The sequence below is a fragment of the Breznakia pachnodae genome (assembly GCF_030814225.1).
Lineage (GTDB): Bacteria > Bacillota_I > Bacilli_A > Erysipelotrichales > Erysipelotrichaceae > Breznakia > Breznakia pachnodae.
Window position 1 is genome coordinate 80,760 of record NZ_JAUSUR010000008.1, and the last position, 20,787, is coordinate 101,546.

The window sequence follows — 20,787 nt, forward strand, 5'->3', positions numbered from 1 at the left end:
AAAACATAGTGATAAGTCAAACATTTTTCGTTAATTTCATTGATAATTAATGCTTTAAATAAGCGTAAAATATGATACAATATCTAAAGAGGTGTTGGTATGGAAAGTTTTTTAAATTTATTCAAGAAAGAAATGACAATGAATGTTATTCTAATCGGTGGTTTTATTGTAATTGCTTTAATTATTATTACGCTTATTTTGCGTTCAACCAGAATTAGTAAAGCAAAGAAAGAGCTTGCTGCATTGGAATTAAAATATACAGAATTAAAGGGAATCCCTTTATCTTTTAAATTAAACAAGGCAGTAGCATTATCAAAGGTGAATAATTCACTTGATGATGAGATTGCTGGTTTTCAGAAGGACTATGAGGAAACACAGGAGTTATTAAAAGAATATAGTGTGATTCTGGCTGAAGTTGATGACTATGTATTTAGTAAGAAGATAAAAAAAGCAAATTCATCAATTGATTCAATTATGAGTGTGGTAACCAAAAGTGAGAACGCAATTAAAGAATTGGATCAAAAGTTGGAAGCTGTACTTGAACAGGAAAATACCCAACGTGAAAATATCAATACATTAAAAGAGCGTTTCCGTAATGCAAAACGTACACTTATGGAAAACCGTCCAAATTACCATCAGAGTGTTGAGTATTTAGATACTACACTAAAAAGTATTGAGGATATGTTCTCAGTATTTGAAGAATGGATGTTTGCCAGTGAGTTTGATAAGGCAGCCGAAAAACAAAATGAAATTCAAAATGAAATTCTTGTGTTTGAAGATTTATTGAAAAACTTACCAAGTTATTATGAACAAGTAAAAGTTACACTTGTTGGAGCTGTTGATGAACTAGAATATCTATTTACATCTTCAAAACAAAAAGGTGTTTACTTAAGCCATTTAGAGATTGAAAAACATTTGGATGTTGTGAAAGATCTGTTAAGTGATATTTTAGCAAAACTAAGTGACTGTAACTTAAGTACCATTGAACAGGATATTGATGACTGTGAAGTTAGAATTGTTCAGATGAAAGAAGATATTGAAAAAGAAGTATATGCATTCTCTACAATTCATGACAAAGTAAACTCTTTATTTGTAAGAGTGAAAGGTTTGAACCAACAAATTGAAAAGATTAAAGAAACATATGCTAGAGTGAACGAACGTTTTGGTTTTGAAAACTGGACACAACGTTTAGCAAAATTAGATGAAAGTCTTGATTCATTAAATGAACAACGTTTCCGTTTGGAGAAGGTTGTAAGTGAAAATAGTGTTCCTTATTCTACGTTATTACTTTCTTATGAAGAATTAGCAAACGATACTGCACGTATGGAAAGTGAAGCAAAAGAACTTGCAGAACGCTTAGACAACGCATGTAGTGATGAAGAGAGAGCAAAACAACAATTAATTAAACTTCAACTGATTGTGAATGAAATTCGTGCGAAAATCGCTAAAAATCACTTACCATCAGTTAGTGAAAAGTATGATGATGATATTATCAAAGCAAATTGCTATATTACAGATATCAAAGAAGTACTTTCAAGTACACCACTTGATGTAGATTTATTAAATGCCAAGATTCAAGAGGGAATTGATTACATCTATACTTTATATAATAGTGTAAATAACTTAGTTGGTATGGCAATCATGGTAGAAAATGCAATTGTGTTTGGAAACAAATACCGTAGCGAGTATATGGAAGTTGACTCTGAACTTACAAGAGCTGAGTTGTGTTTCAATAATGGCCAATATACAAAATCTTTAAAGATTGCAATGTCAATCATTGAAAAGTTACATCCTGGTGCTTATGAAAACTTGGTGAAAAAAGGAGCTGACTTCGATGAAGCCTTCCAATCATAATTATTATTTTGATTATGCATCAACTACACCAGTAGATAAAACAATTGCTGATACTTATTTCGATATTGTAAAGAAGTATTATGCAAACTCTGAATCAACCTATAAGTTAGGGTTAGAGGTTCATAATTTAGTAGAAACAAGCCGGAGGAAAATCGCCGGCTTGTTGAGGGTTTTGCCTGAAGAAGTAATATTTACTTCTGGTGCTAGTGAAGCAAATAGTTTTGCTTTGAAGGGATATGCATTAAAGAATAAGCATAAAGGAAAGCATATTATTACCAGTAAAATGGAACATTCTTCAATTATAAATGCCTGTAAGCAATTAGAAGAAGAATTTGGATTCCAGATTACTTATTTACCAGTGCCAAAAGATGGAGTAATAACAGTTGATCAGGTAAAAGAACATATGCGTAATGATACCATATTGGTTTGTCTGATGGCATTAAATAATGAAATTGGAAGTATCCAGAACGTTGAAGAAATCGCATTGTATCTGAAACAGAATACTCGTATTTGTTTTTTCTGTGATGGAGTACAGATAGTAGGAAAGCATCCATTTGATTTATCAAATATTGATTTATTTACCTTCACTACCCATAAGTTTTATGGAGTGAAAGGCTGTGGTGTACTAATTAAGAAAAAGAATGTGGAACTCTTACCACTTATCCATGGTGGTCAGCAGGAGCAGGGGATTCGTGGTGGTACCATGAATGCACCAGTGTGTATAGTGGCCGCTAAAACGCTTCGTATGGCCCTAGAGTCACAAGATTCACATCTTGAACATGTATCGAAGTTGTATAATAGACTAAAAGAGAAATTATCCACTTTGAATCAGATTGCTATTAACTCACCAAAGAATGGTTCACCATATATATTGAACTTTTCCTGTTCAACAATGAATAGTGAAATTATGATGAATGCTTTGAATGAAAGAAATATCTTCGTTTCTTCTCAAAGTGCATGTTCTTCAAGAACAAAGCAACCATCGCATACACTATTGGCAATGAATTATGAGGAGAAACGTGCAATTAGTGCAATTCGAATCAGTTTATCACATCATACAACAGATGAGGAAGTAGAGTATCTGTTAACTAGTATAAAGGAGATTATTTATGAGTACAGCACATAATGAATACAATCATATCTTAATTCGTTTTGGAGAATTATCTACCAAAGGAAAGAATAAGAAAGATTTTATTAAGCAATTAATGAGTAATGTGAAAAAATCATTACAAAAATTTGAGAATCTTACGTTTGAACGTGGCCATGATCGTTTATATATTTTGTTAAATGGTGAGGATCATGTAGAAGTAAGTGAACGTCTGAAACATGTATTTGGGATTTCTTCTTTTTCATTAGCAATAAAAATTAAAAGTGATTTAGAAGAAATGAAACGTATTTCACTGATGGCTGCAGAAGAATTTAAAGGAAAAACGTTTAAGATGGATACAAGAAGACATCATAAACCATTCCTATACTCAAGTGATGAAATCAATCGAGCGTGTGCTACTGAAATTCTAAAAAATACTGATTTAAAAGTAGATGTAAGAAATCCAGAGTTACGTATTCAAATCGAAGTACGTGAATTCTATACATATATTATGACTGAGAAAATTAAAGGTGCAGGAGGATATCCGGTAGGAAGTAGTGGAAAGGCACTTGTTATGTTATCTGGAGGGATTGATTCACCTGTGGCTTGTTATGAAACAATGAAACGTGGGGTATCAATTGAATGTATTCACTATGCATCACCTCCATATACTTCACAACAGGCATTAGATAAAGTGAAACAATTAGCTTCAAAGATTGCTTTGTTTCAAGGTCATGTACGTTTACATATTGTACCATTTACGGATTTACAGTTAGCAATCTACAATAATGCTTATGAAAGTTATGCAATTACACTAATGAGACGTATGATGTATCGTATTGCTCAACAGGTGGCTGAAAAGCAACGTTGTCTAGCAATTGTTAATGGAGAAAGCCTTGGACAGGTAGCATCACAGACATTAGAGAGTATGAATGTAATTGGTAAAGTGGTTGACATTCCGGTTTTGAGACCTTTAATCTGTATGGATAAGCTGGAAATCATTGATATTGCCAACAAGATTGATACTTATGATATTTCAATTCAGCCATTTGAAGATTGCTGTACGATTTTTACACCAAAGAAGCCAACTACAAAACCAAATTTGGATAAAGTAGAGCGTTTAGAGGCAAAGTTTGATTATCAAACAGAGATTGATAAAGCAATTGAAAATATGGAATCGATCTCGGTTCATTATGATGAAGAGAAGAGTGAACATGAGGATTTATTCTAATGAATCCACTCATTTGTCCAGTGTGTCAAAAAGAACTAAAGAAATCAGATAAACAGTATGCTTGTGAGAATAAGCATACTTTTGATATTGCAAAGGAAGGTTATACGAATCTATTACTGAAGGCTTCACAATCATCTGGTGATAGTAAAGAAATGGTAAATGCACGCAGGCATTTTCTTGAAAAGGATTATTATAAGCAGTTACGTGATACAATTATTAATGTAGTAAAGGAACTTAATCCATCAATAGTAGTGGATGCAGGTTGTGGGGAAGGTTACTATACAAATGAGATTGCGAATAATTTAGAAAGTAATTTCTATGCATTTGATATGAGTAAGAATGCACTTCGCTATGCAAGTAAAAGAAGTGAAAAAGTAGGTTACTTCTTATCTAGCATCTTTCATTTACCACTTCAAAAACAAAGTATAGATATTATTTTAAATATTTTTGCACCTGCAGCAATTGAAGAATTTAAAAGAGTTCTAAAAGAAAATGGGTATATTATTAAAGTTGACCCTGGTAAAGAACACTTATTAGAGTTAAAAGAATTATTGTATGATTACGTATATTTGAATGAGGAAAAGAAAATTGAAGAGTTCAACTTGATCAGGGAGTGTAACGTAAACTATACGATGGACTTGGATGAAACTGACGTGAAAAATCTACTTCATATGACTCCATATCTGCATCGCACACCACGTGAAAAGATAGAAAAATTACAGATAAATGATACAATGCAGGTAAAAGCATCATTTTTAATAAGAATTTATCAAATAAGTAAGTAATAATAGTATTTTCTTTTAGCATGATTTTTGGTATAATGCTAATGCAGTTTTTATAAAAAGAGAAAGGTGGAAACCAAATGTTTGATTCATTAACAAATCGCTTGAATAAAGCGTTTAAAAATATTGCTGGAAAAGGTAAGTTAAGCGAAAAGAATATGGATGAAATGCTAAAAGAAGTAAGAATGTCACTTCTTGAAGCAGATGTTAATTATCGAGTAGTTAAAGATTTTATTGCAAATATTAAAGAAAAAGCAATGGGTACAGAAGTATTAGATGCACTTGATCCTTCACAGATGGTTGTTAAAGTCGTTCGTGATGAATTAGTTGCGTTACTTGGAGAAAGTGAAACTTCAATTCATTTCAAAGAAGAAGGTATCACAACTGTAATGATGGTTGGTCTTCAGGGGACAGGGAAAACAACCGCTTCTGCTAAAATTGCGAACTTATTAAAGAAGAAAAAAGATCGTAATGTGCTATTAGCTGCATGTGACGTTGTACGTCCAGCTGCAATTGAGCAATTACAGACACTAGGTCAGCAAATTGGTGTTGAAGTATATAGTGAAGGTGTTGAAGTTGATGCTTTAACAACTGCTAAAAATGCTTATCAATATGCAAATGACAATGGATTTGATACCGTTTTATTTGATACTGCTGGTCGTTTACATATTGATGATGAATTAATGCAGGAACTAGAGAACATCAGTAAAGCAATCAAACCGGATGATATCTTATTGACTGTTGATGCAATGACTGGTCAGGACATTATTAATGTAGCTCAATCCTTCCATGAACGTTTAAATGTTAGTGGTTTAGTCTTAACAAAACTTGATGGTGATGCGCGTGGTGGGGGAATCCTATCCGTAAGAGCTGTTACAAATGTTCCAGTTATGTTTGTAGGGTTAGGAGAAAAAATCGAAGATTTAGATATTTTCTATCCTGATCGTATGGCTGAACGTATTCTTGGTATGGGGGATTTAATGACCCTAATCGAGCAAGCGGAAGAAAAGATGGATAAAGAAGCTGCTGAGAAGAGTGCAGAGCGCATGATGAGTGGTAAATTTGATTTAAACGATATGTTGATTCAACTTGAACAAGTATCAAAGATGGGTTCTATTTCTAAAATTATGAAATTGATTCCAGGTATGAATCAAATGGCTTCTAATATGGATGAATTAAAGACAGACAATAAATTAAAATATACGAAAGCAATGATTCAAAGTATGACTCCATACGAAAGAGAAAATCCAGATGTAATTCGTTCAGGAAGAAAAAGACGTATTGCAAGAGGTAGTGGAACTCAAGTTGGTGATGTGAATCGTCTAATTTCTCAATTCGAAAAGACTCGTCAGATGATGAAGCAAATGGGGAAAATGCAACAAAATGGTTCTATGGCCAATATGGACATGGATGCTCTTGCAAATATGCAGCAAGGTGGTGGAGCAACTCTTCCTCAGGGGATGGCACCACGCAAGAAGTTTGTATCTAAATTAAAAAAACGTCGTTAGAAATTGACATTTCCAACAATTCTATTACAATAATAAATGAAAAAAGGAGAATTCTTATGTTACAATCAAACGAATTAAAACCAGGTATTACATTCCAACACGAAGGTAATATTTATGTGGTATTAGATTATTCACACAATAAGACAGCACGTAGTGCAACTACAATTAAAGCGAAAGTAAGAAACTTACGTACTGGTGCTAACGTTGAATTGAGTTTCGGTAGTGGAGATAAAATCCAACCTGCTCATATCGATAAGAAAGAAATGCAATACTTATATGATGCTGGTGAAGCATTAATGTTCATGGATAATGATACTTACGAACAAGTAGAAGTACCAAAACAAAACATTGAGTGGGAAATGAACTTCCTTAAAGAAAATGATAATGTTACACTTACTACATTTGAAGGAGAAATCTTAGGATTAGTACTTCCTGATAAAGTTGCTTTACAAATTGTTGAGAGTGAACCAGCAGTAAAAGGTGACACTGCAACAAATGCACAAAAGAATGCAGTATTAGAAACAGGATTCACTGTTCGTGTACCACTTTTCATTGGTCAAGATGAAGTTATTTTAGTTTCAACAGCTGATGGAAAATACTCTGGAAGAGCATAAACTGTAAACGCTTCAAAAAGTGAAGCGTTTTTTTTGATTTAGTATGATTTTTATATAGATTTTGATATAATAGATTAGATGATTGGATAAGATGGAGGTAGTTAATTATGGGTGAAAATTCCAGAGTTAAAAAATATGAAGAATTAAGAAACTCTTTGCAACAGGAACAAGATGATGAAAAGATTGTTCAACAGGCACTAGAGGGTTTTGATAAAGCACAAAATAAGGTGCAGGAACATGAGACTGAGAGTAAGGAATATCAACCTTCACATGGTAGAAGATCTGATAGTGAACATCTGGTTGAAAAGACTGGTGAGTTCAAAAATGAATACTTGGATAATTTCATTCAAGAAGTACGTGATTATAATATTAAAAAGGGTGTTCGTGAAAACGATGATACTCGTTTGGATATTTTACAACAACTTTCTACAAAGCAAAGAAAGAAGAGAGCTTCTTACATGGAACAGGTAGATGAGCAATTAGATAAAGAGGTAACTCCATCTGTTGATCAATATCAATCAGTTATGCCTGATGCAGAACCTGAAGTTGTTGATGAAGATGCTATGGCAAATACACAAAGTATTGCAAAGCAAGTACAAGAACTATTGGCTGCAGAACGTGAAGATGCTGCAAAGCAAGATACTGAAGTCAAACCAGAACCTGTACCTGAACCAGTTCATGTAGTGGATCCTTTGGAAGATACAATTCAAAGTTTAAAAACTACGGATACATCTGCTCCTATTTATACGGATGAAGATGAGGATGATTTTGATATTACATCATCTTTAGAAGAACAAGAATTGATGAACCAGCAGTTATTGGATGAAACATTAAAATTACGTACACAGTTAAATGAGTATGAAGAAGAATTGACAACATTAAATGATGGTGTTGATAAAAATAACCGTTTACTAAATATGATTATTACTGTACTAATTGTAATGTTATTTGCAGTTATTGCAGTTGTAGGTTATTGGTTAGTTTCAGGAGGAATCCTGTAATGATAAACATTGCAATTGATGGTCCTAGCGCAGCAGGGAAGAGTACAATTGCGAAGTTACTGGCAAAGCAACTCTCTTATATTCATTTGGATACAGGAGCAATGTATCGTTGTTGTGCTTATGCAAGTTTGGTTAACAAAATTGATTTAAATGACATAAAAGCATTGGAAGAGATGATGAATACGATTCAGATTTCTTTTAATGAAAAAGGTGAAGTTGAACTGAATGGTGAGAATGTAGCAGATAAAATTCGTACCAATGAAATCAGTATGCGTACAAGTACAATATCTCAATATCCATTTGTAAGAGAGAAGTTAGTAAAAATACAACAAGATCTTGCAAAGTCTAAAGGGTATATCTTAGATGGAAGAGATATTGGTACAGTTGTATTGGTTGATGCTGAAGTGAAGATTTACATGGTTGCTAGTGTAGAAGCTCGTGCAAAGCGTCGTTACCAGGAATATGTTAATCAAGGTATTGAGGTTGATTACAATAATATATACAAAGATATTGAACAACGTGATTATCAGGATATGAATCGTAAAGTATCTCCTTTAAAAAAGGCGGATGATGCGATTGAAATTGATACATCACAATTGACAATTCAACAAGTAGTAGATAAAGTATCAAGTATTGTATTGAAGAAAATAAAGAAATGAGGTATTTATGATTAGTGGAATTACCGCAATTGTTGGTCGTCCAAACGTCGGCAAGTCGACAATTTTTAATCGAATTATTGGTGAAAGAAAGTCGATTGTAGAAGATACTCCAGGAGTCACTAGAGATCGTATCTATGCCAAAGGAGAATGGTTAACCAAAGAGTTCCGTATCATTGATACTGGAGGAATACAGTTAGATAACCAACCATTTAAAGAAGAAATACAAATGCAGGTAGAAATAGCTATGGAAGAAGCTGATTCTATCATTTTTGTTGTTAATGGAAGAGATGGGGTTACAAAAGATGATGAGTATATAGCAAGTCTTCTTAGAAAAACAAATAAGCCTATTATATTAGCAGTTAATAAAATTGATGATACTCAACTGCAAGGTGATATTTATGAGTTTTATTCATTAGGGATTGGAGATCCAATTGCTGTCAGTGGTGTACATGGAATTGGGATTGGTGATATTCTTGATGAAATCATTAATTCATTTGAAAATGTTAAACATAAAGATTATGAAGAAATGACAAAATTCTGTGTTATTGGTCGCCCTAATGTAGGAAAATCAAGTTTAGTAAATGCTATTCTAAACCAGGATCGAGTAATTGTATCCAATATTGAAGGTACGACTCGTGATGCGATTGATACGCCATTTAAACAAAATGATAAAAACTATGTAGTTATCGATACTGCTGGTATTCGAAAACGTGGAAAAATATATGAAAATATAGAGAAATATTCAATCTTACGTGCAATGAGTGCAATTGAAAGAAGTGATGTAGTGCTTGTGGTTCTTGATGGTGAATCAGGAATTCGTGAACAAGATAAACACGTTGCTGGATTTGCTCATGAGGCAGGTAAGGGAGTTATTATCGTATACAATAAATGGGATGTTGTAGAGAAAGATGAAATGACGATGAATAAGGTTGAAAAACTTATTCGCAGTGAATTTCAATACCTTGCATATGCACCAATTACATTTGTATCAGCATTAAAGAAACAACGTATTCAAACGTTACTTCCTTTGATTGATGAAGTACATGATCATACGTTATTAAGAATACCAACAAATGTAATCAATGAAGTTATCTTAGATGCTCAATTGGTTACACCTCCACCTTCGCATAAAGGTGTGAAATTAAAGATTTATTATGTATCACAGGTAAGTGTAGGTCCACCTACATTTGTCTTGTTTGTAAATGACCCTGAATTATTACACTTCTCATATCGTCGATTCTTAGAGAATCGTTTGCGTGAAGCGTTTGACTTCAGTGGTACTACTATTCATATTATAGCTCGAGCTAGAGAGCGATAGGAGGTCTTTATGAAAGTTACTATTATTGGTAGTGGAAGTTGGGGAACTGGAATTGCTCAGGTATTAGCTGACAATCATGTTGATGTCACAATGTGGGGGATTGAAGAAGATCAGATTAATGATATTCAAAACAATCATAAGAACTCAATGTTCTTTAAAGATGTTGATTTAAACCCAAACATTAAAGCTACAACTGATATTAGTGTTGTAAATGGCAGTGATGTTGTAGTACTTAGTGTGCCTACAATTGCAATTGAATCAGTTTGTAAACAAATTACTCCATATTTAGATAAGAAAACGATTATTGTAAATACATCAAAAGGATTTCACCCAGAAACAAATGAAAGAATGTCTGAGGTAATTCGTCATTCAATTCCTGAAGATAAACTAAGTAGTGTTGTATCACTTATTGGTCCTTCACATGCGGAAGAAGTTGTACAAAGAATTCTTACTACAATTTCTGCAGTTTCATTGAATCCTGAAGATGCTAAAACAATTCAAAAAACATTTTCTAATGAATATTTTAGAATATATACAGGAAATGATGAAATTGGTAGTGAAATGGGAGTTGCATTAAAGAACTCAATTGCTGTTGCAAGTGGTGTTTTATCTGGTTTAGGCTATGGAGACAACACAAGAGCTGCACTAATTACCAGAGGAATCGCAGAAATTATTCGTTTTGGTGAAGCATTTGGTGGGAAAAGAGAGACTTTTATGGGACTTACAGGTATTGGTGACTTAATAGTTACTTGTACAAGTCCTCATTCTCGTAACTTCCAAGCTGGATATGAAATCGGAAAAGCAAATACTGCTCAGATTTTCTGGGATACAAATAAGAAAACTGTAGAAGGTGTTCGTACTGCTAAGGTTGTTCATGAACTTGCTGAAGAGAAGGGGATTGAGATGCCTATCACAAATGAGATTTATAAGGTCTTATATGAAGGTAAAGATCCTGCAACAAGTGCCAAAGATCTTATGCTACGTCAATTAAAACCGGAGTAATACAATAGTGGATGCTTATACAAGGAGTGCAATGCTATTGGGAAGAGAGAGTATTGATACGCTTCAACAGACACATGTCGCAGTATTTGGCGTTGGTGGTGTTGGAGGCCATTGTATTGAAGCTCTTGTGCGTACTGGAGTAGGTGAGATAACAATCATTGATAATGATGTTGTTAGTATCACAAACTTAAATCGCCAAATTGTTGCTTTACATTCCACGATTGGTAAATACAAAGTGGATGTAATGAAAGAGCGATTACTGGATATTAATCCTGAACTGAAGATACATACCTATAAGTTATTTATTCTTCAGGACACAATTGATCAAATTGACTTTAAAAAGTTTGATTATATAGTAGATGCTGTAGATACAGTAAGTGCTAAATTACTATTAATCGAATATGCTAAAAATTATAAAATACCTATTATTAGTTCTATGGGAACAGGTAATAAGTTAGATCCAACAAAACTATTGGTCTGTGATATTAGTAAAACAAGCTATTGTCCGTTAGCCAAAGTTATGAGAAAAGAATTAAAGAATAGAAATATAAGCAACGTTAAGGTACTCTCATCAAGTGAAAACCCGTTAAAGCCGTTGATAGGGGAAAATGATGAGAACACCCATAAAAAGAGTGTTCCTGGGAGTGTGGCGTTTGTTCCAAATGTAGCGGGAATGGTGATTGCAAAAGAAATAATTTTAGATATTACGAAAACAACAAAATAATGTTTATTTATGCTTGTTTACCTTGCTTTTTAAGGTTGTGAGTAATATAATATATTTAGATGTTCGGAGGTATAAGATATGGAAACATTAAACAAAAAAGCTTTAGCTGAAGTTTTAGCTGAAAAAATCGGAGTAACAAAAAAAGATGCAACTACTGCTGTTGAAACAGTTTTTGAAGAAATTACAGATACTGTAGCAAAAGGTGGAAAAGTTGATATTTCAGGATTTGGAAAATTTGAAGTAGTAGAAAGAGCAGCACGTCAAGGTGTTAACCCAGCTACTGGTGAAAAAATTCAAATCGCAGCTTCTAAAGCTCCAAAATTTAAGGCTGCAAAAGCTCTTAAAGACGCAGTTAAGTAGTAGACATTAAAAATATAAATAATAAAAAGGATAGCCCATTCATTGGTAGTTATCTTTTTTATTGCATATTTATAAGTGGGGATATACCTATTCAATTACTTCTTTTTATATACTTTACTTCGCATAATGTATATTATGTAATTTTTATATATAGGAAAATAGCATATATTAAGGTTTCCAGTACTTTGTACCATCATCTGTACGTTTTAAGAAGCCATACTCTATCATATATCTTCTCACTGTTACATATTCATCATAGATACTTTCTATGATTGCATTAACTTCTTTCTCTGTATATTCTTTATCTATATCAAACTGCTCACTGATACGTTTTAATACAACAACTTTCTGTTTTTGCTTTGCTGGTAATCTATTTAGCTTCAACGGCTCTAACGAATCAAATAACTTATCTAATATATCTCGTTCTTCTTTAAGCGTTGTTAGATAACGATCATCAACCATTGTCGCGCTTTGATGTATATCAATGTACGCCTTAAAGTCGTTCACGTCCTCTGAGAGCTCGTATATAGCCAAGAAAACCTTTGCCTGGCGTGCTTTTTCCTTTAATTGGTATCTTTGCTGACGTACTGTAGATAATGTCGTATGTGTGATTTCAGCAATCTCTTTATCTGTCTTTTTAGATGCAAAGTATGAAATCATACGCTTTTGAACATCACTCATAGAAAGACTTTTCTTATCTAATTCTAAAAGTTCACCTAAAACATGATTATGCTCATCAATCATATGTTGTTTAACCGCAGTATGTGCATCATATAGATTTTCACCAATTTTATAAATTTGTCCAACTTTGTACTTTCTTTCACAAAATATACATATTAATTCATCATTAGACTCTATATATCCAGCTTTGATCTGATCTAATGATAATTCATCAAATGATAACATAAAAACACCTCATTTCTATCATTTATATATAAACGATATCATAATATGTTTATAAAATCAAATAATATATAGATATATTGTTTATAAATATGTGATTTATACTAGAAATGATGATTATATTGATATAGTTAGTTGATAAAATTAACCAAACTTCCCTTTTGACAATAAAAACAGTGATAACTACAACTGAATAAATCGATTTACAATTGCTAATTATACACTGTTTTATACTTGATTATTTATTTTTTCTTCTAGGATGAGCCTTTAAATAGGCATCCTTTAATCGTGATGTTTGAACATGTGTATACACCTGAGTAGTTGATATATCACTGTGCCCAAGTAGTTCCTGTACACTTCTTAAATCTGCGCCTCCATTTAATAAATGAGTCGCAAAACTGTGTCTGAAGCTATGAGCAGATATTTTATCATTTAAATCTAATTCGTTTAGTTTGCTTTTAATCATTTTATGAACATATTGACGATTTAATCGATTACCTAAGTGATTAATAAACAAATATGGTAATTTCTTAGTGTTCCAATCGTTACGTATCGTCTGTATATACGTTTCTAAGCAATATTTCGCATGATCATTGATAGGAACCATACGTTCCTTACTTCCCTTTCCTATGCACCTTACAAAGCCTTGAGATAAGTGTAATTGATTCATTGTGATATTACATACTTCGCTAACACGTAAACCACATCCATACATTAACTCAATAATACTATGATGATACATACCAATTGCATCCTGATCATCAAATGAACCAAGAAACTCTTCAATATCACTTTCATTCAAGAATAAAGGTAGTTTACTGCTCTTTTTACTAAGTTTAAGAAACATAGCTGGGTTTGCAACTGATGAAAAATTATAAGATATAAAGTAATGAAAGTTACGGATGGATACAACCATTCGATTGATTGAATTTGTTTTCTTGTTTTGAGATTGTTCAAGCACAAAAGACTCAATAATTGCATAAGTAATATCTTCCATTTCATCAATTCCCTGATCCTTCAGATATGCTTCATATTGAATTAAGTCCTGTTTATAGTTTTCAATAGTAGTTAATGCTTTTTGATCAACTACACTAATATAATGTATGTAATTTTCAATTGCTTCATGTATTTTCATATAACAAATTATATCAAAAAAGAGTCAAACAATCTATTGTCGACTCTTCATATACATATTCTTATTTTTCTTTTTTATTAAGCAGTGAAGATGCATAAACTAACGGAGTTCCTAAAATTTCTTTATTTAGTTCTTCTAATACATCAACCTGGCTTTTCTCTTTATCATATGAGAACAATGAAAGTTGGTCAATCCGCTCTGTATCAGACTGTAAGCTACCTAATCCAATTCCTAAATGACGAATAGGTAAATCTTCAGCATATTCATCAAACAACGAAATTGCTTGTTCATATAGCGTGTCTGTATCGTTCGTATAAGCATCATAATTAATTGAACGAACTACATTTCTAAAGTCAAAATAACGAATCGATAAAGAAATTAGTTTACCAGACATTTGTTTAGATTTTGCTCGATCACTTAGACTTTTTGCTAATTTTCTTAAAATTTGAGTAATCTCTCCATAATCTTCAACATCATGATTAATTGTAGTAGATTGAGAAATAGATTGAACGGTATGTGAGAAATGAATTTCATCACTACTATTTCCTTTCACTTTTTCAATTGTAGGAATCGCCTGTTTACCTAATACTTGTTGTATAATCGTACGATTTTCTTCTTTGGTAAGATCACCAATCGTTTCAATACCATATTTCATTAAGATTGGTGCAGTCTTTTTACCAATACCAACTAAATCTTTTATTGGGAGTGGCCATAGTTTTGTTTGAACTTCCTGTTTTCTTATGACAAAAATACCCATTGGTTTATAACGATCCGACGCCATCTTTGCTAAAAACTTTGTTGGTGCAATACCAATACTACATTTTAGCTTCAATTGATCATATAAGCGTTGTTGAATCTCCCAAGCTAGGTCCAAAGGACGTTTATAATTCTTAATAACTTCACTCATATCAACAAAACATTCATCAATACTAGCTACTTCCACAATTGGAGAATAGGTTTTAATAAAGGCAAAGAACTTCTTAGACAGTTCACTATAATACGCATGATCACCTTCAACCACTACTAAATCAGGACATTTTTTGAACGCCTCATGTAATGGCATTGCTGCATGAACACCATATTTACGAGCCTCATAAGATGCAGTACACACAACACTACGTTTTGAAAGCCCACCAACAACAATTGGTAGTCCTTCAAGCGAACTGTTTCTTACTACTTCAGCACTTGCATAATATGAATTTAAATCGATGTGAAATATAACTTTTGCCATATGTATTCCTTTCTTCAAAAAGTGACATGCTAAGCATTGTCACTTTGGGTTGACTGATATAGCTCTTTGGCAGCATCCAGTGCCTGTGTACTACTTGAATTACTAGATATCGCTGCTAATTCAATGATTCTTTCTTCTTCACTTAATTGACGAATCCGACTTACTGTTCTACCATTCTTTTCTTCTTTTTCAACCAAGTAATGATAATTTCCCCAGGCTGCTACTGGAGCAAGATGAGTAATTGAGAACACTTGTGTATCATTTGCTAACTGTCGCATCTTCTTGCCAATTGCATATGCAACATTACCACTGACACCTGTATCAATTTCATCAAAAATGATTGTCTGAATATTCTGAAGTTTAGAGAAAATTGATTTTAATCCAAGCATCAAACGTGACAGTTCCCCACCAGATATTACTTTTGTTAACGGTTTAGGATCTTCACCTTTATTCATAGAGATGTAAAATTCAACTTTATCGATTCCAGTTTTAGAATCTTCAAGTTCAAAATGCACATGAAATTGAGCATTCTGCAGATGTAAATCGTATAATTCTTTCTGCACTTGTTTTTCTAATTTAATGGAAGCTGATTTACGTTTTTCACTAAGTTTGCTAGCTGCAGTTGTATAGTTCTCATATGCATAATCAATCTGGCGTTGCTTATCTGCAATATATCCATCACGATTTTCCATAGCAGCAATTTTTTCTTCCATTTCTTCTTTTTTCTTTATTACATCTTCGTATGTATGTCCATGCTTGCGCATTAATTTTTGAATATCATATAAACGAGTTTGAACATAATTAAACTTCTCTTCATCATATTCTAAGGTATTTGCATATTCTTTTAATGCAATTAAATTTTCGTCTATCAAATAATAAGCATTTAAAAACTCTTCTTTAATTCCCGTAACTGTAGAACTATCTAAATCTTCCAGTTCTTTTTGTGCTTCATATACTTTTGCATATCCACTTGATTCCAGTATTGAAATAGCAGCATTCAGTTTTGAAGATACCTTTTCAAACGAAGACATTTCTTTTTGAACCAGTTCAAGTTCTTCCACTTCGTTTTCTTTTAAATCAAAAGATACAATTTCTTCTAATTGATACTTATAAAATTCCAAATCATCCAAGCTAAATTCTTCATTCATAAGAACATCTAATTCTTTTTGAAGGTTACGATAGTTTTTATATAAATCAATTACTTGATTTACCAAAGTTTCTTCACCTACAAAACGATCCAATAACATTAAATGGTTCTTACTATCTAAAAGGTATTGTGAATCATGTTGTGAATGAATATCAATTACATCACCCATAACTTCTTTTATTAAGGAAACAGTAGTTGTACGATTATTGATTCTGGCAATACTTTTTCCTTCTATATTAAATTCTCGTGAAATTATAATATAATCATCATCTAATGAGAAACCAGCTTCTTCTAATTTTTTTATACCAGGATGATCCTGTGGTAAATTAACTGTCGCTTCAATAAACGCTTTTTCAGCCCCTTTTTGAATATAACTTGAATTCACCCTTGCTCCACACAAAATTGACAGAGCATCAATGAATAACGACTTACCAGCACCTGTTTCACCAGTAAACGATGAAAATGATGAATGAAAGTCCAAATTCAATTCATCGATTAATACAAAGTTTTTTACATATAGATTTTGGATCATATTATAAACCTCCTTCAGGAAACGATTTTATCAATATCAATTCCTTTAGAACTACCTTCACTTTTTAAATACACTAAATATTCCTGATTTCCTCCACGACCAGTCACTGATGATTTACATAAATCGTTTACATGTAAATCCAAGGACGAAAAGAAATCAATATAATCTTTCAATAATTTCTTATGTACTTTTTTATTCTTTACAATTCCCTGTTTGTTTAAATGAGCTTTTCCCACCTCAAACTGAGGTTTGATTAACAATACACAAACAAAAGGTCTGGTTGCTACACTACATACACTTTCCAGAATTTGCTTGATTGATATAAATGATACATCCATACAGATAAAGTTAATTGGCAAATCAAACATTGAAGATTCCAAGTTTTTAGCATTGATTCCTTCCATGTTAGAAATGCGCTTATCTTCTCTTAAATATTGGGCCAACTGATCATGTCCAACATCCACTGCATATACATGTTTTGCACCTAACTGCAGACATACATCACTAAATCCACCAGTAGAAGCCCCAACATCAAGTACCACTTTATCATGTAAATCAACTGAGAAAGCCTGAATGGCTTCATACAGCTTAATTCCACCTCTTGAAGCAAAAGAGTGCGTACGTTCAAGAACTTCTATTACATCACCATCTTTTACGTCATAACTGGGTTTCTTCATTACTTTCCCATTAATTAATATACACCCTTCTTTGATATAATCCTGAGCAAGCGTACGAGTTTTTATTTGCTTTTGACTTACTAAAGCAACATCTAATCTCATGATATTTCCCTTACAATTAAATCAAATAGACTATTAATATCAATATGTTCATGTTTACGCAACTGTGGAATTGATCCATGGGTTACATAATGATCACCAATACCAATTCTTTTTACCTGTTTTGCATATCCTTCATCATTTTTGAATTCAAGAATTCCACTAGATAATCCACCAGCCAACATATCTGTTTCATATACTATTAATGGATTATCATCATTAAACAATGTATGTAACATCTCTGTATCCATCGGTTTTAAGAACCTGGCGTTTACAACAGCTATATTAATTTCGTTTACTTTTGCTTTTTGAATAATCTTATCTACATCATCACCATATGCAATCACCGTAGCATCTACTTGATCACAAAATTTCCATATTGTCCAAGAACCTAATGCTATTTCTTCAAATGGTTTTGGTTTATATTCAACTGTACCTCTAGGAATCCGTATCATCCATGGGTGATCCTGTTTGAAACCTGAATATAATAGATTTCTAGCTTCATCTGCGTCCTTTGGTTGAGTAATAATCAGATTTGGTGTACTTCTGAATGTTGATATATCAAATACACCATGATGGGTTTCTCCATCCTCACCAACAATACCAGCACGGTCAACTGCAATCACAACTGGCAAGTCCATTCTTGCTACATCATGATTTACCTGATCGTAAGCACGTTGTAGAAATGACGAATAAATACTTATAAATGGTTTCTTTTCAGTTGCAGCAAGGGCTGCGGCAAACGTCATTGCATGTTCTTCAGCAATACCACAATCGAAGAAACGATCAGGATAAGTCTCTGAGAACTTCAACAGCTTTGAACCACTGCACATTGCTGGTGTAAGTGCCACAATCGAAGGGTCATCCTTTGCCAGTTCCATCAAACCCTCAGAAAGAATACTGCTCCAATCCAAGTGATTGAATGGTACTGAACTTAATGATTGACCGGTTTTTATATTAAACTTACCAACACCATGCCATTTCCCGCTATCATCATTTTCTGCATATTCATAACCTTTTCCTTTTGTTGTAATTACATGAACAACAATTGGTCCATCATGATTTTTAACTGCATCAAATACACGAATTAATTCTTTTAAATCATGACCATCTACTGGTCCTATATAATCAAGTCCAAATTCATCAAAGAAAGATGAATCTACAACTGTATTTTTAATATTATTTTTTAAATTACGCATTGAATCCAATACGGCATTACCAACTTTATTATGTGATAAATAGTTTGATAAATCACGTTTGAATCCAGTATATCCTTTACTGGCACGTAATCGTGTAAATACATGAGACATTGCTCCTACATTCTTGGAAATTGACATCTCATTGTCATTAAATACAATTACCATTTTTCGCTTTTCACTACCAATCTGATTCAAAGCTTCAAAACTCATTCCATTGGCCATAGCTCCATCACCAATCACTGGTAATACCTGAAAATCATCATGATTCAAATCTCTGGCAACAGCAAATCCTAATGCCGCACTTAATGAAGTTGAAGAATGTCCTGCTTCCCATGGATCATGTTCACTCTCATAGCGTTTCTGAAACCCTGCCAATCCATCGAATTGACGTAATGTAGGGAAATCTTTTGCTCTTCCTGTAAGGATTTTATGAACATACGATTGATGTCCAACATCATAAATAAACTTATCATTGCTAGAATTATAAACATAATGCATAGCAAGGGTAAGTTCTACAATTCCTAAGTTACTTGATAAATGACCACCAGTCTTAGAAATAGAATCAATTAAAAAAGTCCGGATATCTTCTGCTATGACTTCCAGCTCATTAATATTTAATGTTTTAATATCCTTTGGACTTTGTATATCTGTAATCTTCATAATAAGACTCCTAATACTTACGCTCTAACAGTCTTTCCAACTCCTCAATTAATGGATACTTGTCTATCATTAATGTATCCAACAATCCAATCGTTTCTTCCATCAGTTCACTGATAATTTCATTACAGCGATCACTTCCTAAAAGTGAAGCATAAGTTACCTTGTTGTTTTTAGCATCGCTATTTGGGTTCTTTCCAAGTTCTTCCTTCGTAGCATAGATATCCAACAAATCATCCTGAATTTGGAAAATCACACCTACATTGGTACCAACCTTTTCCCAGACATCTTTATCACCTTGACGATCTGCAACAATACAAGCAGCAATAAAAGGTAATGTAATTAGTTTACCTGTTTTATGTTTGTTGATTTCCCATAACTTTTCAATTGTACTTTCACCATCGTTATTTGCCATATCGAGTTCCTGACCATAAATCATTCCACCTAATCCAGCTGCTTTGATTACTTCTTCCACCATCACATGAGTAGATTGAATATTTTCACATGCATTATTAGCATACCAAAATGCTTCTGTAAGTAATGCATCACCAGCAAGAATCGCAATATCTTCACCATATTTAATATGACAAGTAGGAACACCACGACGTAGTGTATCATCATCCATTGCAGGAAGATCATCATGAATCAAAGAATAAGTATGAATCATTTCCACTGCAATCGCAGAAGATACTCCTTTTTCCTGTGAGATGCGATATGCATCTAATGCAGAAAAAAGTAAACGAGCACGAAATCGCTTTCCACCACTTAATAACGAATATAATGCTGCTTCTTTTACTTTACCATCAGGAAGACGGTCTAAACTATGTTTTAATTTATCTTCAAAATCAATCTTCATCATTCGAATCCACCTCTTTATACGTTTTTAATAATGTTCCTACTTGATCTTCAAAATAGCGAAGTTGAGAATCACAACTTTTTACTAAATGTAATCCTTCTTCAAATAATTGAATAGCATCTTCCAACTCAACATCATTTTTTTCTAATTGAGTAACAATCGTATCCAAACGATCCATCGACTCTCTAAAACTTTTTTTATTTTCCATACG

At 33.0% G+C, this 20,787-nt stretch carries 20 protein-coding genes; 12 read left to right on the forward strand and 8 right to left on the reverse strand.

The window, feature by feature from the left end:
- Positions 1-99: 99 nt before the first annotated feature.
- From J2S15_RS17740 to J2S15_RS17795, 12 genes are all read left to right on the forward strand, one after another.
- Entirely contained in the window at positions 100-1,854 is a 1,755-nt protein-coding gene (locus J2S15_RS17740; RefSeq protein WP_307410903.1) for a septation ring formation regulator EzrA, read from the forward strand.
- Positions 1,835-2,980: a cysteine desulfurase family protein gene (locus J2S15_RS17745; RefSeq protein ID WP_307410906.1), complete on the forward strand. Its 1,146-nt coding sequence runs from the start codon at positions 1,835-1,837 to the stop codon at positions 2,978-2,980. Before J2S15_RS17740 ends, J2S15_RS17745 begins: the two co-directional genes overlap by 20 nt.
- The gene (thiI, locus tag J2S15_RS17750) at positions 2,964-4,172 is read left to right on the forward strand and encodes a tRNA uracil 4-sulfurtransferase ThiI (protein WP_307410909.1); all 1,209 of its coding nucleotides are present in this window, start codon (positions 2,964-2,966) and stop codon (positions 4,170-4,172) included. Before J2S15_RS17745 ends, thiI begins: the two co-directional genes overlap by 17 nt.
- On the forward strand, positions 4,172-4,957 hold the full coding sequence (locus J2S15_RS17755; RefSeq protein WP_307410913.1) for a putative RNA methyltransferase: 786 nt from the start codon (positions 4,172-4,174) through the stop codon (positions 4,955-4,957). Before thiI ends, J2S15_RS17755 begins: the two co-directional genes overlap by 1 nt.
- Positions 4,958-5,034: 77 nt before the next feature.
- Positions 5,035-6,462 (forward strand): signal recognition particle protein, encoded by a 1,428-nt coding sequence (gene ffh, locus J2S15_RS17760; RefSeq protein ID WP_307410916.1) that lies wholly within the window; start codon positions 5,035-5,037, stop codon positions 6,460-6,462.
- 56 nt (positions 6,463-6,518) lie between these two features.
- Entirely contained in the window at positions 6,519-7,076 is a 558-nt protein-coding gene (gene efp / locus J2S15_RS17765) for an elongation factor P (RefSeq protein ID WP_307410919.1), read from the forward strand.
- Positions 7,077-7,183: 107 nt separating this feature from the next.
- Positions 7,184-8,077, forward strand: coding sequence for a hypothetical protein (locus tag J2S15_RS17770; RefSeq protein ID WP_307410922.1), 894 nt, complete (start codon positions 7,184-7,186; stop codon positions 8,075-8,077).
- Entirely contained in the window at positions 8,077-8,736 is a 660-nt protein-coding gene (gene cmk / locus J2S15_RS17775; RefSeq protein WP_307410925.1) for a (d)CMP kinase, read from the forward strand. Before J2S15_RS17770 ends, cmk begins: the two co-directional genes overlap by 1 nt.
- Before the next feature lie 7 nt (positions 8,737-8,743).
- Positions 8,744-10,054 carry a ribosome biogenesis GTPase Der gene (der, locus tag J2S15_RS17780; RefSeq protein ID WP_307410928.1) on the forward strand — a complete coding sequence of 437 codons (1,311 nt, stop codon included), beginning with the start codon at positions 8,744-8,746 and terminating at the stop codon, positions 10,052-10,054.
- A 9-nt stretch (positions 10,055-10,063) separates the two neighbouring features.
- The gene (locus tag J2S15_RS17785) at positions 10,064-11,056 is read left to right on the forward strand and encodes an NAD(P)H-dependent glycerol-3-phosphate dehydrogenase (protein WP_307410931.1); all 993 of its coding nucleotides are present in this window, start codon (positions 10,064-10,066) and stop codon (positions 11,054-11,056) included.
- Between the two features lie 7 nt (positions 11,057-11,063).
- The gene (locus tag J2S15_RS17790) at positions 11,064-11,780 is read left to right on the forward strand and encodes a tRNA threonylcarbamoyladenosine dehydratase (RefSeq protein ID WP_307410934.1); all 717 of its coding nucleotides are present in this window, start codon (positions 11,064-11,066) and stop codon (positions 11,778-11,780) included.
- A gap of 78 nt (positions 11,781-11,858) precedes the next feature.
- Entirely contained in the window at positions 11,859-12,140 is a 282-nt protein-coding gene (locus J2S15_RS17795) for an HU family DNA-binding protein (protein WP_307410936.1), read from the forward strand.
- A 168-nt stretch (positions 12,141-12,308) separates the two neighbouring features.
- Here J2S15_RS17795 and J2S15_RS17800 read toward each other — a convergent pair whose 3' ends face one another.
- From J2S15_RS17800 to xseB, 8 genes are all read right to left on the reverse strand, one after another.
- On the reverse strand, positions 12,309-13,046 hold the full coding sequence (locus J2S15_RS17800) for a DUF2087 domain-containing protein (protein ID WP_307410939.1): 738 nt from the start codon (positions 13,044-13,046) through the stop codon (positions 12,309-12,311).
- Between the two features lie 235 nt (positions 13,047-13,281).
- Positions 13,282-14,178, reverse strand: coding sequence for a tyrosine recombinase (locus tag J2S15_RS17805; protein WP_307410942.1), 897 nt, complete (start codon positions 14,176-14,178; stop codon positions 13,282-13,284).
- 61 nt (positions 14,179-14,239) lie between these two features.
- Positions 14,240-15,409, reverse strand: a complete 1,170-nt coding sequence (gene dinB / locus J2S15_RS17810; RefSeq protein WP_307410945.1) for a DNA polymerase IV — start codon at positions 15,407-15,409, stop codon at positions 14,240-14,242.
- A 29-nt stretch (positions 15,410-15,438) separates the two neighbouring features.
- Positions 15,439-17,088, reverse strand: coding sequence for a DNA repair protein RecN (gene recN, locus J2S15_RS17815; protein WP_307410948.1), 1,650 nt, complete (start codon positions 17,086-17,088; stop codon positions 15,439-15,441).
- A 14-nt stretch (positions 17,089-17,102) separates the two neighbouring features.
- Complete coding sequence (locus J2S15_RS17820; protein WP_307410951.1) at positions 17,103-17,867, reverse strand: TlyA family RNA methyltransferase; 765 nt, start codon at positions 17,865-17,867, stop codon at positions 17,103-17,105.
- The gene (gene dxs, locus J2S15_RS17825; RefSeq protein WP_307410954.1) at positions 17,864-19,723 is read right to left on the reverse strand and encodes a 1-deoxy-D-xylulose-5-phosphate synthase; all 1,860 of its coding nucleotides are present in this window, start codon (positions 19,721-19,723) and stop codon (positions 17,864-17,866) included. The genes J2S15_RS17820 and dxs overlap by 4 nt, the downstream gene beginning before the upstream one ends.
- 10 nt (positions 19,724-19,733) lie before the next feature.
- Positions 19,734-20,579, reverse strand: a complete 846-nt coding sequence (locus J2S15_RS17830; protein ID WP_307410958.1) for a polyprenyl synthetase family protein — start codon at positions 20,577-20,579, stop codon at positions 19,734-19,736.
- A complete protein-coding gene (gene xseB / locus J2S15_RS17835) occupies positions 20,566-20,784 on the reverse strand; it encodes an exodeoxyribonuclease VII small subunit (RefSeq protein WP_307410961.1) in 219 nt (72 codons plus the stop codon). Before xseB ends, J2S15_RS17830 begins: the two co-directional genes overlap by 14 nt.
- Between the last annotated feature and the right edge of the window lie 3 nt (positions 20,785-20,787).